The following is a 13449-nucleotide window of genomic DNA, read 5'->3' as shown; positions in this document are numbered from 1 at the left end:
TCGATTGTCATTTCAAGCATCTTTTCTTTATGGGTTTCTTCCTTTTCAACCATCACTTGAGCATTTTGAGCCTCTTCAGTAAGGTTAACAAACATTGCCAAGTGTTCAGTTAAAATCTTTGCACCTAAACTGACAGCTTCAGTCGGTGTTAATGAACCATCAGTCCAAACATCTAAGGTTAGCTTGTCGTAATCATTACGCTGACCAACCCGAGCATTTTCAACTGTGTAATTAACACGTTCAATCGGGGTATAGATGGAGTCAATTGGTAGAACACCAATTGCAAGGTCATCCATTCGAGCTTTGTTATCATTTGCAGAGAAGTAACCACGACCCTTGTCAGCAGTCATCTTAATGTGCAATTCAGCACCATCCGCAACAGTAGCAATGTATAAGTCAGGATTAAGAACCTTAACCTCACCATCGCCTTGAATGTCATCGGCGGTAACTTGAGCAGGACCCTTCACGTCAATTTCGAGATCCTTTTGTTCCTCTGAATCAATCTTCAGTGAAACCTTCTTCAAGTTCAAAATGATTTGGGTTACATCTTCAGTTACACCTTCAACAGTACTGAATTCATGTAAAACACCATCAATTTGAATACTAGTGATGGCAGCACCAGGTAATGATGCAAGTAAAACTCGTCTTAATGAATTACCAAGTGTAGTTCCATAACCACGTTCGAGCGGTTCAACAACGAACTTACCGTAGCTATCAGTTTCTTCAACCTTATGAATGTTTGGCTTTTCAAATTCGATCATTCTATCTCTATACCCCTTTCAAACGCAGTTCGTATTTTAGACTAAAAGGCCATTGATGGATTCGTAACTCCAGCAATGTCAATTAAACACGACGACGCTTTGGAGGACGAGAACCATTATGAGGAACTGGAGTTACATCACGAATAGCAGTAACTTCCAAACCAGTAGCTTGAAGAGCACGAATAGCTGATTCACGACCAGAACCTGGTCCCTTAACTTCAACTTCAACAGTCTTCATACCATGTTCCATAGCTTGCTTTGCGGCAGCTTCTGAAGCCATTTGAGCGGCAAAAGGAGTTGACTTCCGTGAGCCCTTAAATCCTAATACACCGGCTGATGACCAAGCCACAGCATTACCTTGAACATCAGTAATCATGATCAAAGTGTTGTTAAATGTTGAGTGAATGTGAGCAACACCAGTTTCAACATTCTTTTTTGCACGACGCTTACGCGTACCTTTTTTGGTTGCCATATTAAGTACTAACCTCCTTTATATTAAAATATAATTACTTCTTCTTGTTAGCAATAGTAACTGCCTTACCCTTACGAGTACGAGCATTGTTCTTAGTGTGTTGACCACGAACTGGTAAACCACGACGATGACGCATTCCACGGTATGAGCCAATTTCTTGGAGCCGCTTAATGTTCATAGTAACTTCACGACGTAAGTCACCTTCAACTTGGTATTGGTCAACTTGAGTACGGATTTGTTCTTCTTGTTCAGGAGTTAAATCACGAACACGAATATCTTCTGAAACACCGGCAGCCTTTAAAATCTTTTGAGCACGAGTGTTACCAATTCCAAAAATGTATGTTAAGCCGATTACAATTCGCTTGTCACGAGGTAAATCGACACCTGCGATACGAGCCATTTATTACACCTCCATCCTTATTTAAATAAATTACTTACCTTGACGTTGCTTGTGCTTAGGATTAGCAGAGCAAATAACCATAACACGTCCATGACGCTTTACGATCTTGCAGTGTTCGCACATCCGCTTGACTGATGGTCTTACTTTCATTTTATTAATCCTCCTAGAGAGTTACTGTTTAATTACTACTTAAACCGGAAAGTGATCCGACCCTTGGTCAAATCATATGGTGACATTTCAACCTTAACACGGTCACCAGGTAGAATCTTGATATAGTGCATCCGAATTTTACCAGAAACGTGTGCTAAAATTTCAGCACCATTTTCCAATTCAACTTTAAACATCGCATTAGGTAAGGTTTCAGTAATCTTACCTTCAACTTCAATCACATCGGCTTTTGCCACAATTGGTTCCTCCTTGCATAACCAAGAAATGACGTAAAAACGGTGGAAAACGACATCATTTTCCACTGTAAGCTATATAAACCTTACAAAGTTTAGCATAACTACTTAAACTTCGCAAGGCTTAACAGCTTAAAGGTTATCTAATACCTTCTTAACATCTTCGTAAACCTTGTCAATATCTTGTTGACCATCGATTGTGTACAAAACACCCTTCTTTTGGTAGTAATCTACCAGTGGTGTGTTTAACTTAATGTTAACATCTAACCGATTTTTAACGGTCTCGGGTTTATCATCATCACGTTGATAAAATTCGTGATGACCACAAACATCACAAGTACCTTCAACCTTCGGCGGGTTGTATACTCTGTGATAAGTTGCACCACAATTACGACAGATAAATCGACCACTTAGTCGTTCTACCAATACATCTGGTTCGACGTGAATATTGATAACCGCATCTAGTTGCCGATCACTTTCAGCCAACATCTTATCCAAAGCAGCTGCTTGGTTAAGATTACGTGGGAAGCCATCTAACATGAAGCCCTTTGCCGTATCATCTTTTGCAAGCCGTTCCTTAACGATGCCATTAGTAACTTCATCAGGAACAAGTTCACCCTTATCAATGTACTTTTTAGCTTCAATTCCCATTGGCGTTTCATTCTTAATTGCTGCCCGGAAAATATCTCCGGTAGAAATATGAGGAATATCAAAATCCTCAACAATCCGTTGAGCTTGAGTACCTTTACCAGCACCTGGCAAACCCATTAAAACAAGATTCATTGTCATTGTAATTGTCCTCCTTCTGGTCTTGGCCCTCGAATAAATCCGATATATTCACGTTTCATTGTTAAACCAGTCAATTGACGAACAACATCAAGAGCAATTTGAACAATGATAAGTAAACTAGTACCACCTAAACCAATTGATTGACTTAGGTTCCATACATTGCTGGCAACTAATGGAATTAATGAAATTAACCCCAAGAATAGTGAACCAACAGTACTTAAACGCATTAATAATGCTGAAACATATTGCTGAGTACCCTTTCCAGGACGAACTCCTGAAATGTAACTCCCTTGTTTCTGCAAGTTCTCCGCAAGTTTTTCTGGATTGACTTGGACAAAGGCGTAAAAGAAGGTAAATACAACAATTAAGAAAATATATAATGTAATCCCTGGTCCAGATTGCATATTGAAAATTGTAGACAATACTTGGTACCAGCTATCTCCACCATGGTTTTGTTGAAATGCCATTAAAATTGTTTGTGGTGTTGAAATAAATGAACCAGCAAAAATAACTGGAATAACACCAGAAACATTAATCTTCAATGGTAGATAACTACTAGCAGGTGAAGTCGTAGTCCGCCGAGTATACTGAATTGGTAAGCGACGTTCTGCCTGTTGTACCCAAGTGACAAAAGCAACAATAATAATTAATGCAATCACCACTAAAGCAACAAATCCGATTCCCATCCAAAGTGCTGAACCTGATTCACCAGCAATTTGGTCTTGCCATAGTTGATAGATACCACTAGGCATTTGAGCAACAATACCAGCAAAGATAAGCATGGAAACACCATTACCCAATCCTCGCTCAGTAATCATATCACCCATCCAAGTAGCAAACATTGTTCCTGCCGTAAGAATTAATCCAATGGTAAGATATGTTGTTACATTTGGATGGTTGACAAGCTTAATTGAACTTAAGGCATTGAACCCAGCGGTTATCCCAATCGATTGGATAAAACCAAGAACAATCGTTAACCACCGAGTTGCCTGGTTCAATTTTCGCCGACCAACTTCACCTTGCTTACTCCATTCAACAAATCGTGGAACAATATCCATTTGCAATAATTGAACAACAATTTGTGCAGTAATGTAAGGTGAAACTCCCATTGCAAATAATGAATAGTTTTCAAGTCCACCACCACTGAAGGTGTTCAGGATTGAAGCTAAACCTGTCGATGAAATTTCCTGCAGGGCAGCAGCATTAACACCAGGAACTGTGATCGCCGCCCCAATCCGGTAAACAATTAATACAAATAAGGTAAAGAATATTTTTTTACGAATGTCCTTAACCTTAAATGCATTCTTGACGGCTGTAAACAATTACATCACCTCAGTTTTACCGCCAGCAGCTTCGATAGCTGATACTGCTGAAGCAGAAAACTTATTAGCCTTTACAGTTAACTTCTTAGTAAGCTTACCATTACCAAGAACCTTAATGCCGCTCTTCAAGTTCTTAACGATACCACTTTCCATCAATAATTGTGGAGTAACTTCAGTACCATCTTCAAAGCGGTCTAAAGTGGTTAAGTTAACAATAGCGTATTCCTTGCGGTTAATGTTAGTGAAACCACGCTTTGGGATTTGCCGGTAAAGTGGCATTTGACCCCCTTCAAAGCCCAAACGTGTCTTACCATGAGCCTTTTGACCCTTAGTACCACGTCCAGAAGTAAAACCATGACCAGATGAAAGGCCACGACCCTTACGAAGACGCTTTGAACGAGAACCTGCAGCAGGTTTTAATTCGTTTAACTTCATTTAGTAGGCACCTCCTTATTATTTAATTGTAATTACTTAACTTCTTCAATAGAAACTAAGTGAGCGATTTTAAAGATTTGACCACGTGTTGCAGCGTTGTCTGGCAAAATAACAGAACTGTTAATCTTACCAAGACCCAAAGCCTTAACAGTCCGACGTTGAGTTGGCTGACGGTGGGCAACACTGTGGATTAAAGTAACTTTAACTTGAGCCATAATTAGTGCCCTCCTTATTCTGCTAAGTGGTCTACAGAAACACCACGAAGTTTAGCAACTTCTTCAGCGCTCTTCAATTGCTTCAAACCTTCGAATGTTGCACGAACAACGTTAACAGGAGTGTTTGAACCGAGACGCTTTGAAGTAACATCGGCTACACCGGCAAGGTCCATAACGTTACGAACCGCACCACCGGCAGCAACTCCAGAACCTTCAACAGCTGGCTTCAACATGATACGTCCACCACCGTAAGTACCAATAACTTCGTGTGGAATAGTAGTACCAACGATTGGAACAGTAATCAGGTTCTTTTCAGCAGCAGCTTGAGCCTTACGAATAGCTTCTGGAACTTCTTGAGCCTTACCAGTACCAAAACCAACATGGCCCTTACGATCGCCGACAATAACTAAAGCGGCGAAACGCATCCGACGACCACCCTTAACAACCTTGGTAATCCGGTTAATGGCAACAACTTGATCGTCTAAGTCCAACTTTGCTGGATCAATGAATTCTGATGATGTCATTGCAGGTTATTCCTCCTTTTCCTTAGAATTTAAGTCCGTTTTCACGAGCAGCTTCAGCTAATGCTTGAACACGACCATGGTATAAGTATCCACCACGATCAAAAACAACATTAGTGATGTTCTTAGCAGCAGCACGCTTGGCGATTAATTCACCAACACCACTAGCTTGTTCAGTCTTGCTCTTTCCACTAACTTCACTGTCAATTGTGGAGGCACTTGCGAGCGTCACACCCTTTACGTCATCAATTAATTGAGCGTAAATGTTTTTGTTTGAACGGTAAACACTTAAGCGTGGGCGCTCCGCAGTACCAGAAATCTTACCGCGAACGCGCATATGACGACGTTGACGGATCTTGTTCTTATCTGGTTTAGAAATCACAACAGTCACCTCTTAATATAAAATTTAGTTTAACTTTTTTAAGGCAATAACGAATAAGCAACTTAATATTACTTACCAGTCTTACCTTCCTTACGAATGATATGTTCGTTTTCGTAACGAATACCCTTACCTTTGTATGGTTCAGGTGAACGAACGGCACGAACTAAAGCAGCAAAATCACCAAGATGTTGCTTGTTGATTGAGCTTAATTCAATTGTGGTGTTATCTGGAACTTTAATATCAACATCTTCTGGCTTGTCCATTTCAACTGGTTGTGAGTAACCAACAGTCAAAATAAGCTTGTTACCCTTAAATTGTGCACGGTAACCAACACCAACAAGCTTCAAGGTCTTACTAAATCCATTAACAACACCTTCAACCATATTATTAACATTTGCACGGGTAGTTCCGTGAATCATCTTAACTTGGTTGTTGTCATCATCACGATCAAATTTTACAACGTTACCTTCAACGCTCATCTTGATCAATGGTGAGATTTCGCGACTTAAAGTACCCTTAGGACCCTTTACAGTCACAACATTACCTTGTTGAGAAATTTCTACGCCTTCTGGTAGATCAATTTCCTTGTAACCAATACGACTCATGCTTGCACCTCCTAACTTAATTTAATTAATTACCAAATGTAGGCGATAACTTCGCCACCAATTTTCTTGGCGCGAGCAACCTTGTCAGTCACAACACCCTCAGATGTTGAGATAATGGCAATCCCTAATCCGTTGAGAACCTTTGGCACAGCGTCAGCCTTAACATATGTACGAAGACCAGGCTTAGAAATCCGCTTTAATCCGGAAATAACCCGTTGACCGTCGTTACCATACTTTAAGAAGACACGAATGATGCCTTGCTTGTTATCGTCAACGTATTCAACATCGCGAATGAAACCTTCATTCTTTAAGATTTCAGCGATGTCCTTCTTCATCTTTGATGCAGGTGCTTCTACTGATTCGTGTTGAGCCATATTAGCATTACGAATGCGAGTTAAGAAATCTGCGATTGGATCACTCATAGACATCGATGTTTTCCTCCTTTGTCGGTGATTTGTTTACCAGCTAGCCTTCTTTAAACCAGGAATTTGTCCCTTGTGGGCAAGTTCTCGTAAGCAAAGCCGGCATAAGTGGAATTTACGGTAAACTGAGTGCGGACGTCCACAACGAGCACAGCGTGTGTATTCACGACTTGAGAACTTAGCTGGACGGTTGCACTTAGCAATCATTGATTTTTTAGCCAATTTGTGGAACCTCCTTTATTTAGCGAACGGCATACCAAGTTGAGCCAGTAATTCGTGTGATTCTTCATCAGTTTCTGCAGTTGTAACGATAACAACATCCAAACCACGAACACGGTTAACCTTATCAAAATCAATTTCAGGGAAGATTAATTGTTCACGAATTCCCAAAGTGTAGTTACCACGGCCATCAAATGACTTGTTGCTTACACCATGGAAATCACGAACACGAGGTAATGAAACATTAATCAACTTATCCAAGAAATCATACATGCGTTCACCACGTAAAGTGGCCTTGGCACCAATTGACATTCCTTCACGAAGACGGAAGCCGGCAATTGACTTCTTAGCCTTAGTAATTAAAGGCTTTTGACCAGAAATCAAGCCCAATTCTTCAACGGCTTCATCAAGGTTTTTAGAGTTGGTAGTAGCATCACCAACACCCATGTTTAAGACAATCTTGTCAATCTTAGGTGCTTGCATGATTGATGAATAGTTAAACTTTTCAATCAATGCTGGACGGATTTCACTTTCGTACTTAGCTTTTAAACGATTTTCCATTGGAAGTTATTCCTCCTTTCGTAATTAATTTTAGTCGATAGTCTTGCCAGATTTCTTGGCAAAACGAACCTTCTTACCATCAACGAACTTGAAACCAACACGGGTTGGTTCGTTAGTAGAAGGATCAATCAGCATAACATTTGAAGCACTGATAGCAGCTTCAGTATCAATAACTCCGCCATTAGGGTTTGAGTTACTTGGCTTTTGGTGTTTCTTAACCATGTTAATGCCTTCAACGATCACACGGTTTGCAGAGGCAATGGTCTTCTTTACAGTACCTTCCTTGCCCTTGTCCTTACCAGCGATAACGCGAACTTTGTCACCTGTTTTAATGAACATGTTGATAGTGCACCTCCTTATTTTTGGGTAAATCTTACAGAACTTCTGGAGCTAATGAAACGATCTTCATGAAGTCATCTCCACGAAGTTCACGAGCAATTGGGCCAAAAATACGGGTACCCTTAGGGCTCTTATCGTTGTTAATCAAAACAGCAGCGTTTTCATCAAACTTGATGTATGAACCATCTTTACGGTGTAGACCTTGCTTAGTCCGTACTACAACAGCCTTAACAACGTCACCCTTTTTGACAACGCCACCTGGTGTTGCCTGTTTTACAGTAGCAACAATAATATCACCAATGTTACCTGTTTTTACTCGGGAACCACCTAAGATCTTGATTACCAAGATTTCGCGGGCACCGGAGTTATCAGCGACCTTCAACCGACTTTCTTGTTGAATCACGGTTAATGTCCTCCTTCCATCTTTGAATAAGAATTAGAATACGAAATTTAGAGTTGTCTGCTAATTAAAGGGTAGCAGCCTTTTCGACAATTTTTACAAGACGGAAACGCTTCTTTGCAGATAATGGACGTGTTTCCATGATTTGTACAGTGTCGCCAGTCTTAGCTTCGTTGTTTTCGTCATGTGCGTAGTACTTCTTTGAGTACTTAACACGCTTGCCGTAAATTGGGGCACTCTTGTAAGTGTCAATTACAACAGTGATAGTCTTATCCATTTTATCGGAAACAACGCGGCCTTGATAAACCTTACGTGCATTACGTTCTTCACTCATGCGCTAATCCTCCTTTTCGTATTCTTTATTTATTTAATTCTTGTTGACGAAGAACTGTCTTAACCCGGGCAATGTCTTTGCGTACTTGCTTAAGACTTGCAGTGTTTTCCAATTGGCCGGTTGCTAATTGGAAACGTAAGTTAAATAATTGCTCCTTCAGTTCCTTTTCACGGTCAAGTAGCTTCTCAGTGGTTAATCCATTCAGTTCTTGTACGTAATCTTTACTTTTCATTAGATTGTCCACCTACTTCCTCACGTTTTACGATCTTAGTGCGAACTGGCAACTTGTGACCGGCAAGACGTAAAGCTTCGCGAGCAGTTTCTTCAGATACACCTGCTACTTCGAACATTACCTTGCCACGCTTAACTGGGGCAACCCAACCTTCAGGGGCACCCTTACCATTACCCATCCGGACACCAACACCTTTGCTAGTGTAGGAAAGTTGAGGGAAGATCTTAATCCAAACCTTACCACCACGTTTCATGTAACGGGTAAGAGCGATACGAGCAGCTTCAATTTGACGGTTACTAATCCAGTGGGAATCCAATGCTTGTAAACCAAAATCACCGAATGAAACAGTCTTACCACCCTTGGCTTCACCACGCATGTGGCCACGTTGAACCTTACGGTGCTTAACTCGCTTAGGTACTAGCATGTTTACTTCCCTCCTTCTTCATCGTTATTCTTCTTGGTTGGCAATACTTCACCACGGTAAATCCAAGTCTTTACACCAAGAACACCGTATGTAGTGTGTGCTTCATCCCAAGAGTAATCAATGTCGGCACGTAATGTGTGCAAAGGAACAGTTCCGTCAGAGTATGATTCAACCCGTGACATATCTGCACCATTCAAACGACCAGCGACTTGGGTTTTAATACCCTTAGCACCAGCACGCATTGCACGTTGCATAGCACCACGCATTGCACGACGGAATGCAATACGTGCTTCCAATTGACGAGCGATGCTTTCACCAACAAGGTGAGCATCTAAATCTGGCTTCTTAATTTCCACAATGTTAATGTGGACACGCTTGCCAGTTAACTTGTTTAATTCCTTACGAAGTGCTTCAACTTCTGAACCACCCTTACCAATAACCATACCTGGCTTGGCAGTATGAATTGAGACGTTTACGCGGTTAGCAGCACGTTCAATTTCAACGGTTGATACTGAGGCATCAGCAAGTCGCTTTTCAATGTACTTACGGATCCGAAGGTCTTCGTTTAAGTAGTTAGCAAAATCTTTTTCTGCGTACCACTTAGCAGTCCAGTCGCGAATGACCCCAACACGAAAACCATTAGGATTGATCTTTTGACCCACTATTCATTCCTCCTATCGTTCTGTAACAACCACTGTAATGTGACTAGTCCGCTTGTTAATTGGTGAAGCGGAACCCTTGGCACGTGGACGGAACCGCTTAAGGGTTGGTCCTTCGTTTGCGAATGCTTCTCTAACTACAAGTGAAGCACGATCCAAGTCAAAGTTGTTTTCAGCGTTTGCAACAGCAGAATTTAATACTTTTTCAACATCTGAAGCAGCACCACGGGGAGTGAACTTCAGAATAGCAAATGCTTCAGCAACGCTTTTACCGCGGATGGCGTCTAAAACAAGACGAACCTTACGTGCAGAAACACGAACCATCTTAGCAGTTGCCTTAGCGGATGTAATGTTTTCAGCCATGTCTATTGTTCACCCTCCTTACTTAGTTGCCTTGTCATCAGTTGCGTGACCATGGAAAGTCCGTGTTGGAACAAATTCACCAAGCTTATGACCAACCATATCTTCTTGTACGTAAACTGGCACGTGCTTACGACCATCATATACAGCGAAAGTATAACCGATAAAACTTGGGAAAATTGTTGAACGACGTGACCATGTCTTGATGACGGTCTTCTTATCAGAACCTTCTTGCTCCTTAACCTTCTTTAATAGAGAAGCGTCAGCGAAAGGTCCTTTCTTCAAACTACGACCCATTTAGTGTACCTCCTCTCGGGTATTTAAACGATATCTAATCTTAACGAGTATGTGGACCGCGCTTCCGACCACGAACAATGAACTTGTTTGAACGAGCCTTGTGTGAACGTGTCTTCTTACCAGCGGTCTTCTTACCCCATGGAGACAGAGGAGATGGTAAACCAACAGGTTGCTTACCTTCACCACCACCATGTGGGTGATCATTAGGGTTCATAACAGAACCACGCACGTGTGGACGTTGACCTGCGTAACGAGTACGACCAGCCTTACCCTTAATCAGCAAAGCATGTTCATCATTACCAACAGTACCGATAGTAGCACGGCAAGTAGCAAGAACCATCCGAACTTCACCAGATGAAAGACGAACAAGAACATACTTTTCTTCCTTACCAAGTAATTGAGCAGATGCACCAGCTGAACGAGCTAATTGTCCACCCTTGCCTGGCTTCAATTCAATGTTATGAATAACAGTACCAACTGGAATGTTCTTCAATGGAAGAGCATTACCAACCTTAATATCAGCTTCTGGACCAGATTGAACAGTCATACCAACCTTAAGACCCTTAGGAGCCAAGATGTATGACTTAGTACCATCAGCGTAAACAAGCAAAGCAATGTTAGCAGTCCGGTTTGGATCGTATTCGATTGCTTTTACAGTTGCGGGTACATTATCCTTAATCCGCTTAAAGTCAATGATACGGTATTGACGCTTTACACCACCACCACGGTGACGAACAGTAATGTGACCATAACTGTTACGACCGGCTTTGTGCTTCAAAGGAGCCAATAATGACTTTTCTGGAGCTGACTTTGTAATATCAGCAAAGTCGTAACCGTTCATATTACGGCGACCGTTAGTGGTAGGTTTGTACTTACGAATTCCCACTATATTTTCCTCCTTTTTCTAATGATTAGTTTTCACTGTCGTTAAACAGTTTGATTTCATCTGAGTCGGCAGATAAAGTGACAATAGCCTTACGACGACGCTTAGTGTAACCAACGTAACGACCTTGACGCTTTTTCTTACCCTTTAAGTTCATGATGTTTACCTTAACAACCTTAACACCAAAGATTTCTTCAACAGCATTCTTTACTTGTGTCTTAGTTGCTCGTAAATCAACATCGAATGTGTAACGCTTGTCGTCCATACCGGCCATTGAGGCTTCGGTAACAACTGGACGTAAGATAACTTCGCGTGCTTCCATTATGCGAGCACCTCCTCTACTTGAGAAAGAGCTGACTTAGTGATGACGATCTTTTGACTGTCAACAACACTCAAGATGTTAACACCAGCGGGTGTAACAACAGTGGCGTTTGCCAAGTTGCGAGCAGACAAAGCAGCGTTCTTGTCATCATCAGTAACAACAACCAATACCTTTTCGGCAACCTTAAGGTTATCCATAACTCCTGCAAATTCCTTAGTCTTTGGTGCATCAAAGTTTAATGCATCAACAACAACTAATGCGTTGTCAAGAACCTTTTGAGAAAGGGCAGACTTAATAGCAAGTTGACGAACCTTGCGAGGAAGGCTGTACTTGTAAGAACGTGGAGTAGGTCCGAAGACGATACCACCACCACGGAATTGTGGTGAACGAATAGAACCTTGACGAGCACGACCAGTACCCTTTTGACGCCATGGCTTCTTACCACCACCGCTAACAGCTGAACGGTTCTTTACGGCATGAGTACCTTGACGCATTGAAGCGCGTTGGCGAAGAATTGCTTCGAATTCAGCATTTTCATTTGGTTCGATGCCGAATACATCAGCATTCAAATCGATAGTACCGTTTTGGCTACCATCTTGCTTGTATAAATTAACGCTAGTCATTATTAACTTCCTCCTTTCTTAATTATTTGTTGTGTTGCTTGCTCAGGCTCTTCTTAGTGTTAGCCTTCACAGAATTCTTAATAGTAACGTATGACTTGTTAGCACCAGGAACGTTACCCTTAATTAAAAGAACATTGTTATCAAGATCAACCTTAACAACTTCAAGGTGTTGCATAGTGACGGTCTTGCCACCCATACGACCTGGTAACTTCATACCCTTGAAGACACGGTTAATGATTGGTCCTAATGAACCTGGACGACGGTGGTAACGAGAACCGTGTGACATAGGTCCACGTGATTGGTTGTCCTTGTGAATGTTACCTTGGTAACCATGACCCTTTGTAACACCCGTAACGTCGACAGTTTCACCTTCATTGAAGACATCAGCCTTAACTTCGTCTCCAACCTTGATGTCATCCCCTAATTCAGCGTCACGGATTTCACCGATGAAGCGCTTAGGGGTCGTGTTTGCTTTTGCTGCATGACCTTGTTCAGGCTTGTTGCTCAAGATTTCGCGCTTATCATCAAATCCAAGTTGAACAGCGTTGTAACCGTCATTCTCAACGGTCTTGATTTGCATAACAACGTTTGGTGTTACATCAATAACTGTAACTGGTACCAATTCACCGTTGTCAGTAAAAACTTGAGTCATCCCAACTTTTTTACCTAAGATTCCTTTGGCCATGAGTACACCTCCTAAAAAATTTATTTAATCTAGAATAATAATTACAATTTAATTTCGATATCAACACCACTAGGAAGATCGAGCTTCATAAGTGAATCAACAGTCTTTGGTGTTGGATCAACGATATCAATCAAACGCTTGTGAGTGCGCATTTCAAATTGTTCCCGAGACTTCTTGAACTTGTGTGGTGAACGGAGAACAGTGTAGATAGTCCGTTCAGTAGGTAACGGGATAGGACCTGAAATTTGAGCACCTGTACGCTTTGCAGTTTCAACAATCTTGTCTGCTGATTGATCAAGAATACGGTGTTCATAAGCCTTTAACCGAATACGAATCTTTTGTTTTGCCATTATATTCCCTCCTTCGTCAGATTTAAAATTTGACTA

Annotated in this window: 28 protein-coding genes; all 28 read right to left on the bottom strand. The window is 41.4% G+C overall.

The window, feature by feature from the left end:
* Positions 1 to 761 (bottom strand): DNA-directed RNA polymerase subunit alpha (locus tag LKJ51_RS01875; RefSeq protein ID WP_291980074.1); only part of this gene is annotated, 761 nt, incomplete at its 3' end.
* 82 nt (positions 762 to 843) lie between these two features.
* A complete protein-coding gene (rpsK, locus tag LKJ51_RS01870; protein ID WP_003716676.1) occupies positions 844 to 1233 on the bottom strand; it encodes a 30S ribosomal protein S11 in 390 nt (129 codons plus the stop codon).
* Between the two features lie 34 nt (positions 1234 to 1267).
* On the bottom strand, positions 1268 to 1633 hold the full coding sequence (gene rpsM / locus LKJ51_RS01865) for a 30S ribosomal protein S13 (protein WP_291980073.1): 366 nt from the start codon (positions 1631 to 1633) through the stop codon (positions 1268 to 1270).
* 30 nt (positions 1634 to 1663) lie between these two features.
* Positions 1664 to 1783: a 50S ribosomal protein L36 gene (rpmJ, locus tag LKJ51_RS01860; RefSeq protein WP_003714521.1), complete on the bottom strand. Its 120-nt coding sequence runs from the start codon at positions 1781 to 1783 to the stop codon at positions 1664 to 1666.
* A gap of 35 nt (positions 1784 to 1818) precedes the next feature.
* Complete coding sequence (infA, locus tag LKJ51_RS01855) at positions 1819 to 2037, bottom strand: translation initiation factor IF-1 (RefSeq protein WP_040530804.1); 219 nt, start codon at positions 2035 to 2037, stop codon at positions 1819 to 1821.
* Positions 2038 to 2166: 129 nt separating this feature from the next.
* Positions 2167 to 2817 (bottom strand): adenylate kinase, encoded by a 651-nt coding sequence (locus LKJ51_RS01850; protein WP_434737668.1) that lies wholly within the window; start codon positions 2815 to 2817, stop codon positions 2167 to 2169.
* 2 nt (positions 2818 to 2819) lie between these two features.
* Positions 2820 to 4145 (bottom strand): preprotein translocase subunit SecY, encoded by a 1326-nt coding sequence (gene secY / locus LKJ51_RS01845; protein ID WP_291980071.1) that lies wholly within the window; start codon positions 4143 to 4145, stop codon positions 2820 to 2822.
* Positions 4146 to 4580, bottom strand: a complete 435-nt coding sequence (gene rplO, locus LKJ51_RS01840) for a 50S ribosomal protein L15 (RefSeq protein ID WP_291980070.1) — start codon at positions 4578 to 4580, stop codon at positions 4146 to 4148.
* A 32-nt stretch (positions 4581 to 4612) separates the two neighbouring features.
* Positions 4613 to 4795: a 50S ribosomal protein L30 gene (rpmD, locus tag LKJ51_RS01835; protein ID WP_003716670.1), complete on the bottom strand. Its 183-nt coding sequence runs from the start codon at positions 4793 to 4795 to the stop codon at positions 4613 to 4615.
* A gap of 14 nt (positions 4796 to 4809) precedes the next feature.
* Positions 4810 to 5319, bottom strand: coding sequence for a 30S ribosomal protein S5 (gene rpsE, locus LKJ51_RS01830; protein ID WP_291980069.1), 510 nt, complete (start codon positions 5317 to 5319; stop codon positions 4810 to 4812).
* Positions 5320 to 5341: 22 nt separating this feature from the next.
* Positions 5342 to 5698 carry a 50S ribosomal protein L18 gene (gene rplR / locus LKJ51_RS01825; RefSeq protein ID WP_040530802.1) on the bottom strand — a complete coding sequence of 119 codons (357 nt, stop codon included), beginning with the start codon at positions 5696 to 5698 and terminating at the stop codon, positions 5342 to 5344.
* Between the two features lie 68 nt (positions 5699 to 5766).
* Positions 5767 to 6303 (bottom strand): 50S ribosomal protein L6, encoded by a 537-nt coding sequence (gene rplF / locus LKJ51_RS01820; RefSeq protein ID WP_291980068.1) that lies wholly within the window; start codon positions 6301 to 6303, stop codon positions 5767 to 5769.
* Positions 6304 to 6332: 29 nt separating this feature from the next.
* The gene (gene rpsH / locus LKJ51_RS01815) at positions 6333 to 6731 is read right to left on the bottom strand and encodes a 30S ribosomal protein S8 (RefSeq protein ID WP_040530800.1); all 399 of its coding nucleotides are present in this window, start codon (positions 6729 to 6731) and stop codon (positions 6333 to 6335) included.
* Between the two features lie 30 nt (positions 6732 to 6761).
* Positions 6762 to 6947, bottom strand: coding sequence for a type Z 30S ribosomal protein S14 (locus LKJ51_RS01810; protein WP_003716665.1), 186 nt, complete (start codon positions 6945 to 6947; stop codon positions 6762 to 6764).
* A gap of 15 nt (positions 6948 to 6962) precedes the next feature.
* Positions 6963 to 7505, bottom strand: coding sequence for a 50S ribosomal protein L5 (gene rplE, locus LKJ51_RS01805; protein ID WP_291980067.1), 543 nt, complete (start codon positions 7503 to 7505; stop codon positions 6963 to 6965).
* Positions 7506 to 7535: 30 nt separating this feature from the next.
* Positions 7536 to 7844 (bottom strand): 50S ribosomal protein L24, encoded by a 309-nt coding sequence (gene rplX, locus LKJ51_RS01800; RefSeq protein ID WP_003716663.1) that lies wholly within the window; start codon positions 7842 to 7844, stop codon positions 7536 to 7538.
* A 34-nt stretch (positions 7845 to 7878) separates the two neighbouring features.
* The gene (gene rplN, locus LKJ51_RS01795; RefSeq protein ID WP_003716662.1) at positions 7879 to 8247 is read right to left on the bottom strand and encodes a 50S ribosomal protein L14; all 369 of its coding nucleotides are present in this window, start codon (positions 8245 to 8247) and stop codon (positions 7879 to 7881) included.
* Positions 8248 to 8311: 64 nt separating this feature from the next.
* Positions 8312 to 8578 (bottom strand): 30S ribosomal protein S17, encoded by a 267-nt coding sequence (gene rpsQ, locus LKJ51_RS01790; RefSeq protein WP_003716661.1) that lies wholly within the window; start codon positions 8576 to 8578, stop codon positions 8312 to 8314.
* A gap of 25 nt (positions 8579 to 8603) precedes the next feature.
* Positions 8604 to 8810, bottom strand: a complete 207-nt coding sequence (gene rpmC, locus LKJ51_RS01785) for a 50S ribosomal protein L29 (protein ID WP_003716660.1) — start codon at positions 8808 to 8810, stop codon at positions 8604 to 8606.
* The gene (gene rplP / locus LKJ51_RS01780) at positions 8800 to 9234 is read right to left on the bottom strand and encodes a 50S ribosomal protein L16 (RefSeq protein ID WP_291980066.1); all 435 of its coding nucleotides are present in this window, start codon (positions 9232 to 9234) and stop codon (positions 8800 to 8802) included. The genes rpmC and rplP overlap by 11 nt, the downstream gene beginning before the upstream one ends.
* 2 nt (positions 9235 to 9236) lie before the next feature.
* Positions 9237 to 9896, bottom strand: coding sequence for a 30S ribosomal protein S3 (gene rpsC / locus LKJ51_RS01775; protein ID WP_291980065.1), 660 nt, complete (start codon positions 9894 to 9896; stop codon positions 9237 to 9239).
* A 12-nt stretch (positions 9897 to 9908) separates the two neighbouring features.
* Positions 9909 to 10256, bottom strand: a complete 348-nt coding sequence (gene rplV, locus LKJ51_RS01770) for a 50S ribosomal protein L22 (RefSeq protein ID WP_291980064.1) — start codon at positions 10254 to 10256, stop codon at positions 9909 to 9911.
* Between the two features lie 18 nt (positions 10257 to 10274).
* Positions 10275 to 10550, bottom strand: coding sequence for a 30S ribosomal protein S19 (gene rpsS, locus LKJ51_RS01765; RefSeq protein ID WP_003716656.1), 276 nt, complete (start codon positions 10548 to 10550; stop codon positions 10275 to 10277).
* A gap of 40 nt (positions 10551 to 10590) precedes the next feature.
* Positions 10591 to 11436 (bottom strand): 50S ribosomal protein L2, encoded by an 846-nt coding sequence (gene rplB / locus LKJ51_RS01760; protein ID WP_291980063.1) that lies wholly within the window; start codon positions 11434 to 11436, stop codon positions 10591 to 10593.
* Between the two features lie 25 nt (positions 11437 to 11461).
* Positions 11462 to 11755: a 50S ribosomal protein L23 gene (rplW, locus tag LKJ51_RS01755; RefSeq protein WP_289536507.1), complete on the bottom strand. Its 294-nt coding sequence runs from the start codon at positions 11753 to 11755 to the stop codon at positions 11462 to 11464.
* Positions 11755 to 12378 (bottom strand): 50S ribosomal protein L4, encoded by a 624-nt coding sequence (gene rplD / locus LKJ51_RS01750; protein ID WP_291980062.1) that lies wholly within the window; start codon positions 12376 to 12378, stop codon positions 11755 to 11757. The genes rplW and rplD overlap by 1 nt, the downstream gene beginning before the upstream one ends.
* 22 nt (positions 12379 to 12400) lie before the next feature.
* On the bottom strand, positions 12401 to 13063 hold the full coding sequence (gene rplC / locus LKJ51_RS01745) for a 50S ribosomal protein L3 (RefSeq protein WP_003716652.1): 663 nt from the start codon (positions 13061 to 13063) through the stop codon (positions 12401 to 12403).
* Positions 13064 to 13104: 41 nt separating this feature from the next.
* Positions 13105 to 13413 carry a 30S ribosomal protein S10 gene (gene rpsJ / locus LKJ51_RS01740; RefSeq protein ID WP_003716651.1) on the bottom strand — a complete coding sequence of 103 codons (309 nt, stop codon included), beginning with the start codon at positions 13411 to 13413 and terminating at the stop codon, positions 13105 to 13107.
* Positions 13414 to 13449 lie beyond the last annotated feature (36 nt).

This window comes from Limosilactobacillus sp. (assembly GCF_022651205.1).
In the GTDB taxonomy this organism is placed as follows: domain Bacteria; phylum Bacillota; class Bacilli; order Lactobacillales; family Lactobacillaceae; genus Limosilactobacillus.
The sequence above is the reverse complement of the archived record's forward strand: the minus strand, read 5'-3'. Positions and strand labels throughout refer to the sequence as shown.

Excerpts from the sequence above, each read along its gene's own strand:
- rpsK (WP_003716676.1), bottom strand. The coding sequence starts at position 1,233 with ATGGCAACCAAAAAAGGTACGCGTAAGCGTCGTGCAAAAAAGAATGTT.
- rpsM (WP_291980073.1), bottom strand. The coding sequence starts at position 1,633 with ATGGCTCGTATCGCAGGTGTCGATTTACCTCGTGACAAGCGAATTGTA.
- rpmJ (WP_003714521.1), bottom strand. The coding sequence starts at position 1,783 with ATGAAAGTAAGACCATCAGTCAAGCGGATGTGCGAACACTGCAAGATC.
- LKJ51_RS01850 (WP_434737668.1), bottom strand. The coding sequence starts at position 2,817 with ATGAATCTTGTTTTAATGGGTTTGCCAGGTGCTGGTAAAGGTACTCAA.
- rplO (WP_291980070.1), bottom strand. The coding sequence starts at position 4,580 with ATGAAGTTAAACGAATTAAAACCTGCTGCAGGTTCTCGTTCAAAGCGT.
- rpmD (WP_003716670.1), bottom strand. The coding sequence starts at position 4,795 with ATGGCTCAAGTTAAAGTTACTTTAATCCACAGTGTTGCCCACCGTCAG.
- rpsE (WP_291980069.1), bottom strand. The coding sequence starts at position 5,319 with ATGACATCATCAGAATTCATTGATCCAGCAAAGTTGGACTTAGACGAT.
- rplF (WP_291980068.1), bottom strand. The coding sequence starts at position 6,303 with ATGAGTCGTATTGGTTACAAGGAAATTGATCTACCAGAAGGCGTAGAA.
- rpsH (WP_040530800.1), bottom strand. The coding sequence starts at position 6,731 with ATGTCTATGAGTGATCCAATCGCAGATTTCTTAACTCGCATTCGTAAT.
- rplE (WP_291980067.1), bottom strand. The coding sequence starts at position 7,505 with ATGGAAAATCGTTTAAAAGCTAAGTACGAAAGTGAAATCCGTCCAGCA.
- rplX (WP_003716663.1), bottom strand. The coding sequence starts at position 7,844 with ATGTTCATTAAAACAGGTGACAAAGTTCGCGTTATCGCTGGTAAGGAC.
- rpsQ (WP_003716661.1), bottom strand. The coding sequence starts at position 8,578 with ATGAGTGAAGAACGTAATGCACGTAAGGTTTATCAAGGCCGCGTTGTT.
- rpmC (WP_003716660.1), bottom strand. The coding sequence starts at position 8,810 with ATGAAAAGTAAAGATTACGTACAAGAACTGAATGGATTAACCACTGAG.
- rplP (WP_291980066.1), bottom strand. The coding sequence starts at position 9,234 with ATGCTAGTACCTAAGCGAGTTAAGCACCGTAAGGTTCAACGTGGCCAC.
- rplV (WP_291980064.1), bottom strand. The coding sequence starts at position 10,256 with ATGGCTGAAAACATTACATCCGCTAAGGCAACTGCTAAGATGGTTCGT.
- rpsS (WP_003716656.1), bottom strand. The coding sequence starts at position 10,550 with ATGGGTCGTAGTTTGAAGAAAGGACCTTTCGCTGACGCTTCTCTATTA.
- rplW (WP_289536507.1), bottom strand. The coding sequence starts at position 11,755 with ATGGAAGCACGCGAAGTTATCTTACGTCCAGTTGTTACCGAAGCCTCA.
- rplD (WP_291980062.1), bottom strand. The coding sequence starts at position 12,378 with ATGACTAGCGTTAATTTATACAAGCAAGATGGTAGCCAAAACGGTACT.
- rplC (WP_003716652.1), bottom strand. The coding sequence starts at position 13,063 with ATGGCCAAAGGAATCTTAGGTAAAAAAGTTGGGATGACTCAAGTTTTT.
- rpsJ (WP_003716651.1), bottom strand. The coding sequence starts at position 13,413 with ATGGCAAAACAAAAGATTCGTATTCGGTTAAAGGCTTATGAACACCGT.